The sequence below is a fragment of the Brevundimonas naejangsanensis genome, from assembly GCF_003627995.1.
Lineage (GTDB): Bacteria > Pseudomonadota > Alphaproteobacteria > Caulobacterales > Caulobacteraceae > Brevundimonas > Brevundimonas naejangsanensis_B.
In genome coordinates, this window is record NZ_CP032707.1 from 243,496 (window position 1) to 258,846 (window position 15,351).

12 protein-coding genes and 1 pseudogene are annotated in these 15,351 nt (G+C 68.7%); 2 read left to right on the forward strand and 11 right to left on the reverse strand.

Features of this window, described 5'->3' with window-relative positions; translation table 11 throughout:
• The 11 genes and pseudogenes from D8I30_RS01135 to D8I30_RS15005 all read right to left on the reverse strand — a co-directional run bounded on the left by D8I30_RS01135 (position 1) and on the right by D8I30_RS15005 (position 11,594).
• A complete protein-coding gene (locus tag D8I30_RS01135; RefSeq protein ID WP_121481105.1) occupies positions 1-2,214 on the reverse strand; it encodes a heparinase II/III domain-containing protein in 2,214 nt (737 codons plus the stop codon).
• Positions 2,215-4,374 carry a polysaccharide lyase 6 family protein gene (locus D8I30_RS01140; protein ID WP_121481106.1) on the reverse strand — a complete coding sequence of 720 codons (2,160 nt, stop codon included), beginning with the start codon at positions 4,372-4,374 and terminating at the stop codon, positions 2,215-2,217.
• Positions 4,375-4,509: 135 nt separating this feature from the next.
• A complete protein-coding gene (locus D8I30_RS01145; protein ID WP_121481107.1) occupies positions 4,510-5,250 on the reverse strand; it encodes a FadR/GntR family transcriptional regulator in 741 nt (246 codons plus the stop codon).
• Positions 5,251-5,336: 86 nt separating this feature from the next.
• Positions 5,337-6,185, reverse strand: a complete 849-nt coding sequence (locus D8I30_RS01150; protein ID WP_121481108.1) for a 2-keto-4-pentenoate hydratase — start codon at positions 6,183-6,185, stop codon at positions 5,337-5,339.
• 682 nt (positions 6,186-6,867) lie between these two features.
• Positions 6,868-7,261 (reverse strand): annotated as a pseudogene (locus D8I30_RS01160) (DUF3429 domain-containing protein).
• A gap of 20 nt (positions 7,262-7,281) precedes the next feature.
• Positions 7,282-7,704, reverse strand: a complete 423-nt coding sequence (locus tag D8I30_RS01165; RefSeq protein WP_240387276.1) for a thiol-disulfide oxidoreductase DCC family protein — start codon at positions 7,702-7,704, stop codon at positions 7,282-7,284.
• Between the two features lie 85 nt (positions 7,705-7,789).
• Positions 7,790-8,290 (reverse strand): GlcG/HbpS family heme-binding protein, encoded by a 501-nt coding sequence (locus tag D8I30_RS01170; protein ID WP_121481111.1) that lies wholly within the window; start codon positions 8,288-8,290, stop codon positions 7,790-7,792.
• Between the two features lie 47 nt (positions 8,291-8,337).
• Complete coding sequence (locus D8I30_RS01175; RefSeq protein WP_121481112.1) at positions 8,338-9,060, reverse strand: ABC transporter ATP-binding protein; 723 nt, start codon at positions 9,058-9,060, stop codon at positions 8,338-8,340.
• Entirely contained in the window at positions 9,057-10,262 is a 1,206-nt protein-coding gene (locus tag D8I30_RS01180; RefSeq protein ID WP_121481113.1) for an ABC transporter permease, read from the reverse strand. The genes D8I30_RS01175 and D8I30_RS01180 overlap by 4 nt, the downstream gene beginning before the upstream one ends.
• Before the next feature lie 4 nt (positions 10,263-10,266).
• Positions 10,267-11,340, reverse strand: a complete 1,074-nt coding sequence (locus D8I30_RS01185) for an efflux RND transporter periplasmic adaptor subunit (RefSeq protein ID WP_121481114.1) — start codon at positions 11,338-11,340, stop codon at positions 10,267-10,269.
• The gene (locus tag D8I30_RS15005; protein ID WP_346426482.1) at positions 11,277-11,594 is read right to left on the reverse strand and encodes a hypothetical protein; all 318 of its coding nucleotides are present in this window, start codon (positions 11,592-11,594) and stop codon (positions 11,277-11,279) included. The genes D8I30_RS01185 and D8I30_RS15005 overlap by 64 nt, the downstream gene beginning before the upstream one ends.
• A 239-nt stretch (positions 11,595-11,833) precedes the next feature.
• On the opposite strand from D8I30_RS15005, the gene D8I30_RS01195 reads away from it, so the two are divergent.
• Both D8I30_RS01195 and D8I30_RS01200 read left to right on the forward strand, forming a co-directional pair.
• The gene (locus tag D8I30_RS01195; RefSeq protein WP_121481115.1) at positions 11,834-14,446 is read left to right on the forward strand and encodes a TonB-dependent receptor; all 2,613 of its coding nucleotides are present in this window, start codon (positions 11,834-11,836) and stop codon (positions 14,444-14,446) included.
• Between the two features lie 61 nt (positions 14,447-14,507).
• Entirely contained in the window at positions 14,508-15,329 is an 822-nt protein-coding gene (locus tag D8I30_RS01200) for a hypothetical protein (protein ID WP_121481116.1), read from the forward strand.
• Positions 15,330-15,351 lie beyond the last annotated feature (22 nt).

Below are 15,351 nucleotides of genomic sequence, written 5' to 3' on the forward strand. Positions count from 1 at the left end.
CTATTGATCCAGTCGCGCCCAGGGCCCGGTCCAACGCCAGGTCCGGCCGTTCGCCGTGACGACGTGGGCGGCGCGGGGCGACGGATCGTCGGCGACGCCCAGGACCACCGTCTTGCCCGAGGCGAGGGTCACGACGACCACCTCGGCGTCGGCGCCCCGCACGCTGCGCAGGTCGCGGATGGCGCTGTCGGCGCCGACCACGGTCTCGGCCCGCCCGTCGTAGCGGCCGTGCGGCTCCAGCACGCCGACGAAGGTCGCGTCCTTCTGGCCGTCGGCCCGCAGGATCAGGGCCGGCTCGCGGCGCAGGTTGAAGTCCGGGTCATTGGCGCCGCTCTCGGCCAGGATGGCCTGGGCCGGCACGCTCGAGGCGAAGCGCCAGGTGTAGAAGCGGCCGTCCAGCAGCCAGGTCAGGCTGCGACTGTCCTGCGAAGGCTTGGAGACCGCATCGACCCACAGGTGCTGATAGCCGTCCGATGCGCCCAGGACGGGGCGCTCGGCCACCGCCCGCTCGGCCTCGAAGCCCAGCTTCATGATATGGCCGTTGTAGTGCAGCGGCAGGTCGTAGCGCGCCGGACGCTCGCCGGAGATGCGCAGCAGGTCGATCACGACCGGCCGCTCCAGTTCGGGATGCTCGACCAGGGCCTGGGTGCGCGTGAACGTCACGCCTTCATAAGCTCCGGCCTGACGCGCCGAGACGATCTGCGTCCCCTCGGCCTTGTCGAAGAAGAGCACCTGGGGCGCGTGGTTCTCACCCGTCTGCCAGTGGCCGCCGAACTGGTCGCGCTCGTTCACCACCAGGGTGTTGTGGGCGACCGTCGCCTTGGCCCAGCTGGTGTTCTCAGGCAGGTAGATGCCGCCCGCCTTGGCCTCGATGTTGAGGAAGCGCGCGGCGCCGTAGTCGGTCACCACCGTCTGGCCATTGTCGTAGAAGAGCCAGTTCAGCTTGTCGAAATGGCCATGCCCCATACCCATGGCGGTCGCCTTCTGGACCAGGGCCTGACCGTCCTCGCCGCGCGCGCGGATGATGGCCAGGGCGCCCCGCGTCCCGTCAGGGCCGTCGCTCAGCAGGACCGAACGGAAGGCGTAGGGCCGCGCCGCGCCCGAGGCCGCCGCCTCGGCCACCTTCAGCCCCTCGGGCGACAGTATGGTGCGCCCCTGCCGTTGGGCGATGGACAGCAGGCCTGCGTCCTGGGTGCGCGCGTAGACGGAGGCCACGCCCGTGACCAGTTCCTCGGTGTCCAACCCCTTGTCGAGGATGGCGTCGTTGATCGGGATGAAATAGCCGCCGTAGCTCGACTGGATCAGCGTATCCACGGCCTTGAGCAGCACCCCGTCGCGGCGCTGGAAAATGCCGCGTCCCGGTTCGTTCCGGTCAATCGCGCCGGCGAAGATGATGAAGGGGGCCAGGGCGTAACGCTGATAATAGGGCCCCTCTTCATAATAGCCGTCAGGCGAGAAGAGCTGGTCGACCTGAGTCAGGAAACCGGCCGAGCCGTCCTTCTTCAGCCCGGTCAGGGCCTTGTCCGACAGGTCGCGATCGCGCAGCACATAGCCGGTCATGCCGACGGCGGCGACCGCCCAGGTGGCGTGGTTGTGGATGCGCTCGAAATTGTTCGGCGTCTCATGGGACAGGAAGCCGGCCATGCGACGGAAGACGTCGTCGTCGATGCGGCGACGCTCTTCGGCGGTCAGGGTCTCGCGGATCGCGTCATAGCCCTGGATCGAATAGACCAGCCAGACCGAGTCGTTCAGCGTCTGCCAGAATAGGCGCCCCGGGATCTCTCCCCGCCCGGCCGGGTGCTTGCCCAGGGTCGGATAGAGTTCGGCGTATTCCAGCAGCAGGTCGCGGGCGAAGTCGGCGTAGGCCTTGTCGCCCGTCAGCCGATACAGGGCCCCGGCGTTGTAGATGGCCTGGTAGTTCCGCTTGTGCTGCTCGTGGGTGTAGCCGCCGCCGGGATCGCGCGGCGTGGGCACGTTCACGCCCTGGGCCATGGCGGCGCGAACCAGAGCCTCGACCCGCTCGCGCTCGACGGCGAACAGGGGATAGGCGGACCCCGCCTCGGCCATCCGCCGCCATTCCTGGGGCGTGGTCAGCACCGGCGCGGTCTCGGCCGAAACGACGGCGGAGGCTGGCGCGACGGGAGCAGCCGCCGCCGGGGCGCTCAGGGCGCTGCCGGCGAGCAGAAGGGCGGTCAGAGGCAGGGCGCGCAGCATTCAGTGTCCTTCCCGCGCCGCGATGGGCGCGATGTCGGTTTGCATCTCGGGCGTGCGGACCAGGCGGTTCCCCGCCACGGCCAGCACGGGCTCGCCGACGCGGTGGGAGAAGCTGATCGCGCCGCTGTCGGTCAGGGTGTTGTCGACCAGTTCGGCGTGCTGGACGCCGCGCATCAGGATCGACGGCCGTTCGGCCGAACCGACCCGCTCGAAGCTCGCCCCCTTGATCACCAGGCGCGGCCCGAAGGTGCTCTCGTCCGTGCCGCCGCGATAGAGGTCGACGACCGGGCCGCCGATGCGGCTGAAGGCGCCGCCTTCGATCTGCACCAGTTCGGCGTTGTAGGTGCCCCGGTCGTCCGTCTCGGCGGCGGCCGAGATCACCGAGCCGGTGATGTTGTCCACCCGCACGTCGCGCAGCAGGACGCGGTCGGCCATGACGCCCTTGCCCAGGGCGATCAGGTTGAAGCCGCGATTGACCGTCAGGTCACGGACCTCGACGTCCTCGAGCACCAGGTCGAAGTTGGCCGCGCTGGAGCCCGGCGCGACGCGGATCACCGCGTTGCCGGTCTCGTCGGGGGCGTCGGCTCCGGTCACCGACAGGCCAGCCAGCTTCAGCGATCCGCCCTTGGCCACCTCGAACAGAGAGGGCCGTGAGAAGGCGATCTCGACCCGCCCCTGCCCCGATCCGCGCACCGTCAGCGGCGCGCCGACCGTCAGGGTCCGGTCGACCGCATAACGTCCCGGCGACAGCACCAGGACATCGCCCGGACGGGCGGCGGCGACGGCGGCCTCCAGCGCGCCCTCGGCCGGACCGACGGCGATCTCGGCGCCCTGGTCCAGGCGCACGGCCTGAACATCCTTGGGATACCAGGCCACCCCGGTCGCCTCGCGCGGGATCATGACCAGATCGGGCGAGGCGCCTGCGCCTTGCGGCGTCTCGGGGACCAGCAGACCGTTGGCGCCGCGCACCAGGGCGACGTCGCGCGCCTGGATGTTGTCCGTGAAGGCGACGCCCGACAGGTCGCCCAGCCTCCGCATCGGATCGTGGCCGTCCACATTGACGATCAGGTTGCGCGAAAACCGGCTGTCGATCGGCGGGGCCGAGCGCTCGGCGTCCATGCCCGCGCCCAGGAAGAGGCTGTGCGCGCCGATGATGGTGTTGTTCTCGATCACCGCGCCCACGACCTGATGGTAGCGGTTGATGGAGGAATTGGGGACGCCGTGCATCACGCTCAGCGCGGCGGTGAAGCCGTCGCCGGTGATCCCCTCCATGTAGTTGTTCCGCACCGTCTGGTGGCGGTTGATGACGCGGATGCCGCCGGTGTGCGGCTTGCCCCCGCCGAGGAAGACATTGTTCTCGACCAGGTTTCCGTCGCCGTGGCGCAGGACCATGGACCCGCGCGAGTGATAGAAGACGTTGCCGCGATAGGTGTTGCCGCCCGACTTGTTCGAGACGATCTCGACCTCGCCGTCGGCGCCCTCGAACCAGTTGCTCTCGACCACGGTGTTGGAGGCCGACAGGGAGTCGGCGCTGGTGCCCACGCGCAGGGTCTCGCCGCCGTTGGACCCCAGGTTGGGGCGCGGGCCGAAATAGTTGTGGTCGATGCGGTGGCGGTTATCGAGGCCCTGCTGCTCGTCGCGCACGACGACGAGCGTGGTCCCGACGTTGTTTTTGCCGGTCAGGTGGTTGTGATCGAAGCGGTTGTCGTGGCCGTACAGCGCCACCCAATTGTCCGAGGTGGCCCGGTCCGGCTTGTTGTAGCCGTCGATCACCAGGCCGGTGACGCGGCTGTCGACTGCGCGATGCTCCTTGGAGCGGCGGAAGGACACCACCTCCCCCGTCGGCGACCAGCCGTCGCGGAAGACCAGGTTGGACACCACCAGCTGGCTGCCCGCCAGCCGTAGATTGGACTGGCCCGACAGCACCACCCCGCCCGGGGTCTGGGCGGTCAGGGTGATCGGCCGGCCGGGCCGCCCCTCGGCCTCGAACAGGATCTGGAAGTCGCGCCACACCCCGTCCTTCAGAACGATGACGTCGCCGGGCTTAACCCCGCGCAGAGCCTGCTGATACTCCGCCGGCGTGGCCACCAGGGTCGACGTCTGGGCAGACGCCGCTCCGGCCCACAGCAAGGCGGCCGCAAGCGCCAATCTCGACAACATGATGGCCTCCCCCTCCGGTCCGCTTTGGCGCGGACTTGTTCGCGGTTTTTCACCCGCAGGGGAAAGCTATCAGGGAGGTCGCCAAAGGCAACCACCTGGTTCGTATAAATCTGAGAAATTTCTAGACCAGTTGGCCTAGACGGAATGCGTGCTGATCAGGAAGCGTTCGCGGCTCGCGGCCATCTGGCGCTCCAGCGCCTCCAGGGCCGAGGCGGCGCTGGCGTCGAGCATGGCGGCGAGCAGGCGGTTGAAGTGGGTCCGCATCGCCCGCCGCGCCGCGCCCGGGTCGCGCGCCTTCAGGGCGTTGAGGATGGCCGCGTGCTCCTCGACCCGCGAGGAGTCGTCGATCTCGCAGACCGCCTGGTGGGCGGCGCTGACGTCGGGCTGCTCGGTGCGCATGCGCCACAGGGTTTCGATGGTGTGCAGGACAGCCGCGTTGTTGGCCGAGGCGGCGATGACGCGATGGAACTCGCGGTCGGCGGCGTCGGGATCCAGGTCGGGGTTCTTTCCGCCCATGGCCTCGACCAGGTAGTCCAGCCGCGCCAGGGCCTCGTCGGTGATGACCGAGGCCGCCAGGGCCGCGGCCTCCGATTCGAACAGGGAGCGCGCCTCGGTGACCTCGAAGGGGCTGACGGGCGGCAGGGCGTCCGCCTTCTGGGGCGTCGAGCAGACGAAGACGCCCGACCCCGTCTTGATCGCCAGCTTGCCCTGGGCCTGCAGCGCCACCTCGGCCTCGCGCACGGTCACGCGGCTGACGCCGAAGCGCTCGGCCAGCTCGCGCTCGCCGGGAAGCTTGGCCCCCGGCCCAAAGCCTTCGTCAGCGATGAGCTGAAGAATCTGATCGGCGACCGTGTGGAAGAGGCGTTTCTGGCTCATGCCCGCAGCTTAAACGAACCGCGGCGTCTGGCCAATCGGTCTGACGCTCGCCGCCGCCTCCAAAACAGCGTGATATGGAGGTGCGCTCAGCCGCGGGAAGGCGCAGCCGCGACGGTCGTGCAGCGAATCTCGCCGACGCCCTCGAACACGCAGGTCGCCGCGCTGCCGACGCCCACGCGGTGCACGCCGGTGACGGCGCCCGTGGACACCAGGGTCCCGGCGGCCAGGGGACGCCCCAGCCGGGCGCGATGCTCCAGCAGGAAGCGCACCGATTCCAGCGCCCCGCCCGCCAGCGACAGCGAGCCGCCGCGCCCGACGCTGACGCCGTCGATGACGGTCTCGACCGCGATGTCGTCCAGGCGCGCGCGCCAGTCGGTCAGTTCCGGGCCGATGACCAGGCCGAGGTTGTTGCCGAAGTCCGAGGCCACGACCACCGGGCCCAGGTCGTTGATGGTGGACAGTGGGCTGCCGGACAACTCCACCCCGATGAAGACCGCCTCGACCTGGTCCGCCGCCGCCTCCAGGGTCCAGTCGGTGCGGGTCGGATCGACGTCGGGACCGATGCGGGCGACGAATTCAGCCTCGATCGCCGCGAAGCCGCCTTCGATGACAGGCAGCGGCGTCGGCGCCTCGCCGACGGTCCAGACGCGGTCGGCCAAGACCGCGCCGGCCACCCGATGCGCGCCCAGCGCCGCCTGCAGGTCGGGCGCCACGCCCCCCACCTTCCAGCCGACCGGACGAGCGTCACAGAGGCCGATGGCGGCCTCCTGAATCGCATAGGCGCGCGCGAGGTCAGCCGGGATCGCGCCCGGATAGTCCGGCAGCGCCCGGGCGGCGCGGCGCGCGGCGACGAAGGCCTCGGCGATGGCCAGTTCGGCGGGCGTGACCTCAACGATCCTTTCGCCGCGTCCCTTGAACTCGCTCGAACCGATCATGACGCCACCCCACTGAAAGCCGGCTAATGGTCAAAGAAGAAGGCGGGTGTCAATGTATTCACCGCCGCCCCTCACATCGCTCCGCTCGCGACCGAAGCTGGCATGACCACGCCGGATAGACGATCTGCGGCCGGATCAACGAAAAGCGCGACGCCATCCGGCCAAGACAACAAAACCCCCGTAGCGAGGGCTGCGGGGGTTTGGGATCTTGGGTGCGGGAGCAGGATTTGGGCGATACCTCATACCGATAATCCGATTTATGACGTAACTACGCTGGTGGCGTTCAAAGCCCCCATGCCCGATTAGAGAAGCCGGTCATTTGTGTCCTACCCGAAAGAGGACATTCCAATGCCAGTGCCGACGTCCGCTTTCGGGAGAGGAGCTTAGAACCGAATTCGACCGTACCAGACTCGCAGAGCGCCAGCTTTTCGCATCGGGTCTACAAGCGCCCACACCGCCAAGGACGTCTCGGCGCTAGGCCCAAGCCCGCCGTATGCAAGGGGATCGCGACGTAGGCCAGCGCCTGCCATTCGACCAAGGCGCCTAGCGGCCCGCCATCAAATCCTATCGCCAAGGTAACGTTGAGGAGGAGCCGGTGGCCTGCCTCCATCGCCGTGCAGATCAGGATGACGGCCAGCGCGCACCGCGCCGGCGTCGGGTGAGTTTGCGCTCATCTTGAGCGTCAAGTCATGAATTCGGCGGCGACTAGGCACAGACCAACCGTCAGGGTCAGCCATAGACGAAGTCGGCCATACCACTCGGGAAGGTCGCCCAGCCTGACACATCTCAGGTCATAGACCAGAAAGAGCAAGAAACCGGCGGCCAGCCGGACCAGACCGATCGGCGTCGGGGCGAACGCCATGCCCCAGCGCCGGGAGGACGCTGACCGCATAGGGCGACAGCCGAGCTTCGCTGCGCAACGTCGCGACGCCCCAGTGCACGCCGCCCATGAAGGACAGAATGACCGCCCCGTAGAGCCGAAGCGCGCCCGCGACCTGGTCGGGATCGCCCAGCCCGAACGCCAGAGCCCCCGTCAGGACGGCAAAAGGCAGGACCCCGGACCAGCCCAGGATCATCGCCGGGCGCGGGGCCTGGGTCACGGCCTCTTGCTCCCGCGTTCCAGGCAACGAACGACCGTCTGCAGACGAGGACGAAGGCGCAGGAAACCTCTGTAGGCGAGCTCCAGAATTCCGCCAACAGGTCGGGTCGCCGCTAGTCGGCCCAGCCAGCTCAGGGCCGGAAGCTCGCGCCAGACCGCGGCGAAGGCGGCGGCTCCGCTAACGGTCCGGCCGTCTGAACCGCGCACATGAAACCGCCGCAGCAGCGCGGCGCGATCCATGTCCCCGACGTCATGTCGCGTCACATCGAGAAAGGACAGCCGACGGTGACGGTCCAGCCGCCGCATGACCCTGATTTCCCGAGAGCAGAGCGGGCACCCGCCGTCGTAATAGACGATCATGCCGGAGGCCGGCGCCTCTGTCCGATCATGAAGACGCGTCACGGTCTCGAAACTCCACATGGCGCCTCGTCCGATACGCGCCAGCCCGCCCTGTGGATCAGACGGCCCGGGCGGGGGCGACGACCGTTCGCCTTCAAGTTCGAACTCAGTGCGTCGGCAAATGCTGGCGGATGGCGGCCGTGGCGCAGCCCTCGTCGCCGGCCGCCCCACCGGCCCCCGCCACGCCGAGGGCGCCGATGACCTGACCATCGACGATCAGGGGCACGCCGCCGCCCAGCAGCAGCAGTTCGTCCAGGGTGTTGAGGTTCTGGGACGTGGGGTCATTGCGCGCCCGTTCGGCCAGGACGCTGGTCGCGGTTTTGGTCGACAGCGCCGTATAGGCCTTGCGTTGCGCCGCCAGGGTGTTGTGCGGTCCGACGACGTCGTCGCGCTGCAAGGCGACCAGGTTGCCGCTGCGGTCGACCACCGCCGCCACTGCAGAGCGACCCTGGGCGTGACAGGTGGACAGCACGCCGTCCAGCAGCCGGTTGGCCAGGTCCAGAGAGACATCCTGACGAACCAGAACGCCGTTGGCCGCCGGAGCGTCCTGCGCCGGAGCCGCGCTGATAAAGGCCGCCGCCGCCAGAAGGGAAAGGGAAAAGGTCATCGTCTGGTCCTTTGAATCAGAGCGGCGGGCATGCCCCGTCATCCGGGTCAGGAATGAGGCAGGTCGGCGCGAATCTCGTGCCCGACCACATCATTGGAGATCAGCAGCCCGTCGCTGAGCATCAGGCGGCGGGTGCAGCGGGCGGCGACGCCCTCGTCGTGGGTGCAGATCAGGAAGGTCGCCCCCTCCTCCCGGTTCACCTCGCGCATGAGGTCCAGCACGCGGTCGGCCGAGACGCGATCCAGGTTACCCGTGGGCTCGTCGGCGATAATCAGGTCGGGCTGGTTCATCAGGGCGCGGGCGATGGCGACACGCTGCTTCTGGCCGCCCGACAGGCGCGTCGCCGGATAGTCAATGCGATCCTCGAGCCCCACCCGCGCCAGCAGGCCACGCGCGCGGTCGCGCATCTGGCGCGACATGCCGCCGGCCGGCGCGGCGGCGGGAAAGGCGACGTTCTCCATCGCGGTGAAGTCGGGCAGCAGATGATGAAACTGGAAGACGAAGCCCAGCCGCTCGTTGCGGAACCGCGCCCGCCGGGCCTGGGACAGACCGTCCACGGTTTCGCCGCTGATCGACAGGGAGCCCGCCGTCTGGCGCAGCAACAGGCCGATGATCGACAGCAGGGTCGACTTGCCCGACCCCGACGCCCCCAGCAGGGCGACCAGCTCGCCCCGGTCCAGATCCAGGTCGACGCCTTTCAGCACACGGGTTTCTTCTTCCCCGTTGCGGAAGACCTTTTCGATCCCCCTCGCCTGCAGCACGCGCGTCATTGCTGAATCGCCTCCAGCGGATCGACCCGGGAGGCCGAACGGGCGGGCAGGATCGAGGCAATCACCGCCCCGAACGTGGTCAGGACCAGGGCCGCGACATAGCCTCCCTGCTCCGGCGCGATGGGCAGGGCCGAGGTTCCGTCAGGCTTGACGATCCCTTGCAGCCAGAGACACAGGCCGTAGCCGCTGGCGCAGCCGATCAGGGCGCCGACCAGCCCGATGATTAGACCTTGCAGCAGGAAGACCCACAGGATGAAGCCGCCCGGCACGCCGAAGGCGCGCATGATGCCGACCTCGCCGCGCCGTCTGTAGGCGGACAGGACCAGGGCGCTGGCCACGCCGATGATGATGGAGATCAGCGAAAAGATCTGGATCAGCGTTCCGGTCTGCCCCTGTGCATTCAGCGCGTCCTCCAGGCTCAGGTTCTTTTCCTGCCAGGGCGTGGCGCGCAGCCCCGTCGCATCGGCCAGAAAACGCGCGACCGCGCGGGCGTCGTCCGGGTTCTTCAGCTTGACCTCGATATTGGTCACGCCTTCGGGCAGGACGAACAAGGGCCGCGCCGTCTGCAACGACATGAAGGCCACCCGTTCATCCAGGCTCTGCAGGCCGGTGCGGAACACGCCCTTCACCGTCAGTTGACGCTCCACGCCGCGGTCGGTCCGCAGCAGGATGGACTGCCCTGCGCTCAAACCCAGATCCTCGGCCATGCGCACCCCGATCAACAGGCCGTCCGCGCCCAGATCGCCGTCGCCGCTGATGATCTTGGGCGTGATCTGGGAGATGGCGTCGATCCCCTGCGGGTCCACGCCCAGGATCGACACCGGCGACACCGCCTCGCTCTTCACCAGGAAGGCGCTGCCGGAAATCTGCGGGCTGATGGCCGAGACGGCGGGGTTGGCCCGCAGCAGTTGCACGATCATCGGCCAGTCGCGGATCTGCTTGCGCTGGAAGGTGGACACCAGGGCGACCGATTCCACTGGCAAGTCCGGTCCCGCCAGAACCCGCGCCACGCGCGTCGGCGGCTCCAGGCTGACATGGGCGCTGTCGCCCGTGACCTGATCGGTCAGCCGCACGGCCAGGCCGGCGATCAGGGCGGTGATGAAGACGAACACCGTCACCCCCAGCGCCACCCCCGCGATCAGCAGCAGAGTCTGGCTGGGATTGGACAGCAGATACCGCCGCGCGACCTTGAGGGCGAACACGGCCTCAGTCTTCCGTCTTGGGCGCTACGGGTCGGACGCGGGCGCCCACCCGCGCCGAGGCGGGGTCCAGAACCACGCGGTCGCCCGCCGCCAGGCCGCGCTCGATCAGGGCGTTGACCGTGGGCCACCGCGCCACCACGACCGCGCGTTCGCGCACGATGTCGTCGGCGTCGACCACATAGACCTTGGGCGCGGCGGTGGCGTCCGCTACGGCGCTGCGCGGCAGTACGATGGCGCCGGATCGCTGTCCGACGACGATGGTCACGTCGATTGAACGTCCGGGCGACAGGGACGGGCCCGCCTCGGGCGCCAGCTTCACCAGCCGACCGCCCGTGGCCGCATCGACCTGGGGCGAGACCTCGGTCACGCGGGCGGCGAAGATCGTGGAGGTTCCGGACAGGGACGCGCGGGCGGTCATGCCGGGACGAAGGGCGTCGGCGTAGGCTTCCTCAACCTCGGCGCGGATTTCGACCCCGGCCGCCGATCCCAGTTCGAACAGGGTCTCGCCCGCGGCCACCACCTGGCCGTTGTCGATAGGCCGCACCAGCACCACCCCGCTCATCGGCGCGCGGATGGTGAACTCCCGCGCGCGTTCGGCGGAGGCCCGCACGGCGGCGGCGGCGGCGGCCACATTGGCCTCGGCGGCCTGCAGCGCGGTTCGGGCGGCGTCCAGAGCGGCTGGCGCGGCGAAGCCCCGCTCGCTCAGCGTTCGGGTGCGCTCGTATTTCAGACGAGCGTCGGCGGCCTCGGCGCGGGCGGCGCGTTCACGCGCCAGATCGGCCTCGGTCTGGGCCTGCTCTACGGAGGCGAGGATGACGGCCAGCGGGTCGCCGGCGGCGACGCGGTCGCCGTCGTCGTGCATCAGGCGCACCACCTGGCCCGGATTGGGCGACGCCACCTGGACCAGATCCATCGGCCGCGCCCGCCCCACCACCGAGAGGCCAAGCTCCACCGTCTGCGGCTCGACCGTCGCCACGGCCACCTCGGGCGGGCGACGCAACAGTATGGCCGCCGTCACGGCCAGTCCGACCAGGACGGCCACGGCGAGGACGATGAACTGTTTTCGATTGGGCCGCATGAAGGGTCTCTGACGATCGCGATCCGCGACGAAACGATCCTGCGGCGGTCGCCATGGATCGGCAAGCCTGTGGGCGCCGCGCGGCAAGCGGCCTTGCGCCCGAGAGGCGTAAAGATCAACTCCGGGCAGCGACGCAGCGCGGTGCTCGACGGCGTAGCCGACCGCACGCCGAACTTGCGCGCCTCATAACTGGCGGAAGCGACGACCGCGCGCGAGGCAGCGTGTCCGAACCTCCGCCGCCCTTGCCGGAGCAAGAGTCTCTAACCTTCAGCTGCAAGGGCCTCAAGGCGCCAGTTCCGATCATTGGAAACTGGCGCAAAAAGCCGACATTCGCATCTCCCAGTGGATGGACGTCCCGTCGCAGACTCCGGTTCTGGACGAGTTATCACACGCCCTTGGTCGAAACGTTGCAGAACGACAGCCGTTCTGAAGCTTGGCCTTCGTGATAACGGTCTAGCCCCCGGCCATTGGTAACGCTTCCGGGGTTGTCCTCATGTCATTCGCCTCTCGTCGCACCGCAGCCTGGCTGCTGGCGAGCACTGCGCTTTGCGCGCCCATCCTTGGCCTGCCCGCTGTAGCGGCCGCCCAGGCGGCCTCCCCGGAGACCGCGACCGAAGTCAGCGAGATCGTCGTCACTGGCCAGCGCGAGGCCCAGCGCGCCGCTATCGAAGTCAAGCGACGCCAGTTCGAGGTCATGGATGCGGTGTCGTCGGACGACATCGGCAAGCTGCCGGACCACAACACCGCCGCCGCCCTGCGCCGCATCCCGGGCGTGTCGATCATGGAGGATCAGGGCGAGCCGCGCTGGCCGATCCTGCGCGGCCTGGCCTCGACCTACAACCGCACCACCATCGACGGGGCCTTCGTCGGCTCGGTCGACGAGAGCGCCCGCACCGTGCCGATGGACATCGTCCCCTCGGTCATGGCCGGCCGCCTGGAAGTCATCAAGACGGTGACGCCCGAGAACGACGGCAACGCCATCGGCGGCGTCATCAATGTGCGCACCCGCAGCGCCTTTGACCGCAAGGGCCCCTTCTTCGACGGCATGGGCTCCTACGGCGTCTATGAGCGCAGCGGCGACGTGCGCAACGACGACCCTTCCTATCGCCTCAGCTTCGCCACCGGCCGCCGCTTCGGCGCCAATGACGAATGGGGCGTGGTGATCGGCGCCTCGCACGAGCAGCTGGACTACGACATCCCCCAGGTCGAGGTCGCCGCCCCCTCGGTCCGCGAATACGACGCCGACGGCAAGCCGGTGAACTCGGGCGCCGCGACCGGCAGCGGCATCCAGGTGCCGACCCAGCACCGCCTGTTCTGGTACAATAACACCAAGCAGCGCTCGGGCCTGAACGGCAAGCTGGAGTGGCGTCCGAACGAGGACTTCCGCTGGGAAGCCTCGGCTCTGTGGGCCAGCATGGAGGACGACGAGGAGCGCATCGAGTTCCGCACCGAGCCGAACGGCAACGTCGCCAGCCAGACGGCCACCTCGGGCGTCTTCGCGGCGGGCCGCAACATCGTGGGCCTGAACCAGCCCATCACCCAGCGCGAGATCGGCCTGGTCCGCAGCGGCTTCCAATGGGACGCCACGCCCCAGTGGACGCTGGACGGCGACCTGTCCTGGTCGACCGCGGCGCTGGAGACGCCGAACACCGCCTATGAGTTCCGCACGGCGGCCAATTCCAACTTCGGCTTCAGCTACGACACCTCGGACTTCTTCCCAGTCTTCACGCCGACCAACCCGGCGACGTTCCGCGACGCCTCGCTCTACAACCTACAGCAACGCCGGGTGTCCCTGACCACCAGCGACGAAGACACGGTGCAGGCCCGCTTCAACGCCGCCTTCGACGACGGCGGCTTCGATCACAACCTTAAGATCAAGGTCGGCGGCCTGCTGCGTTCCAGCGAGCGCTCCTTCGCCAACAGCCGCACCGATTACAAGACCGCGCCAGGCTTCGCCTTCACCTTCGACGAAGTGAACGTCGCCGGACCGACCGAACTGATCCAGGGGCGCTATCCGTTCGGCGACCGCATCGACACGGCGGCGGCCGAAAGCTTCTTCGAGGCCAACCGCGGCCGGTTCACCGCGACGAGCTCGCTGCCGACCGGCAACTACGACGTGACCGAGGACGTCTACGCCGCCTATGGCCAGGCCAGCTATCGCATCGGCGACGTCACCCTGCTCGGCGGGCTGCGCTACGAGAAGACCGAGGTGGAATCCCAGGCCGTCCGCAACACCGGCGGCGTCCTGACCCCGGCCCAAAACGAAGGCGGCTATGAGAACTGGCTGCCTAGCGTCCACCTGCGCTGGGACGTGCGCGAGGACATGGTGGTGCGCGCCGCCTGGACCAACACCATCGGCCGCGGCGACTTCGGCTCGCTGGCCGCCAGCGAGAACCTGAGCTTCGACGGCTCGCAACCCACCCTGTCGCGCGGCAATCCCAACCTGAAGCCGCGTGAAAGCGAAGGCTTCGACCTTTCGTTCGAATACTATCCGACCGACGGCCTGGTCTCGGTCGCGGTCTTCAGCAAGTCGATCGACAACGAGATCTTCACCCTCAGCGGGGTCGAGCGGATGGACGTCGGTCGGGGCGTGGAGGACGTCCTGGTCTCGACCCCGACGAACGCCCAGTCGGCCGAGATCCGCGGCATCGAGCTGGGCTTCCAGCAGGCCCTGACCATGCTGCCGGCGCCCTTCGACGGCTTCGGCGTCAGCGCCAACGCCACCTTCCTGGACACCGAGTTCACCTTCCTGACCTCGGCGGGCGAACGCCACACCGGCCTGTTCCAGCAGCCGGACACCACCACCAACGCCTCGATCTATTACCAGCGCGGCCCGCTGGAGGCGCGCATCTCGCACAACTACGTCGGCGGCTTCCTGGAGACGATCAACGACACCATCCCTAACGCCGACCAGTACTGGAAGGGTCGTCACCTCTATGACGCCTCGATCAGCTGGCGTTTCGACAACGGCATGACGGTCTTCGTCGAGGGCCAGAACCTGAACGACGCGGGCCGCCGCGAAGTGACCGGCCCGGGCCGGACCTATCTGCAGGAGTCCGCCGAATACGGGCGCACCTTCTGGCTCGGCCTGTCCGCCAGCTTCTGATCCTGCCCTTCAGGCCGCCTTTCCCATCGGGAAGGCGGCCTTTCTGTCTGAAAGCTCCGCCATGCTGATCGCCGCCCTCGCTGCCCTCGCCCTGTCCGCCTCCGGGGAGGCGACGCCACCCGCGGCCCAACCGGCCGCCCCCGCTTTCGACGGGCGACTGGAGACCCTTCGCCGCTATCCCTCCGACGCGCGCCAGGGCGTCGCCGTCGGCCCGAACGACGTCTATGCCGTCTCCAACTGGTCCCTGACCCGCTACGACAAGGCGACCGGCGAGAAGAAGGCCGAGTGGTCGGGCGATCCGAGGCGCTTCCCCCACATCAACTCCTGCACCGTGATCGCCGCCGAGTTGGTCTGCGCCAGCTCCAACTTCCCCAGCACGCCGCACGTCAGCACGGTCGAGGTCTTCGACCCGCAGGACCTGCGTCACGTCCGCACCATCGCCCTGGGCCTGGGGACCGGCTCACTGACCTGGATCGAGCGTCACGACGGCGCCTGGTGGGGCATGTTCGCCAACTACGACGGGCGCGGCGGCGAGGCTCCGCGCGACCATCGCCACACCACCTTGGTCCGCTTCGACGATCAGTGGCGGCGCTCCGAAAGCTGGGCCCTTCCCGCCTCCATCCTGGAGCGGATCGCGCCGATGAGCATTTCCGGCGGCGGCTGGGGACCAGATGGCCGCCTCTACCTTAGCGGCCACGACCACCCCGAGCTCTACGTCGTCGCCTTCTCCAAGGGCGGCGGCGTGCTGGACCACGTCGAGACCCTGGGCATGGAGGCCGAGGGGCAGGCTGTCGACTGGGACGAAAGCACGCCAGGCGTGCTTTACGGCATCACCCGCCGCACGCGTGAAATCCTGGCCATGAAAGCGCGGGACGGCGATTAATGCGCTGCGAGCAGGCGTGGCG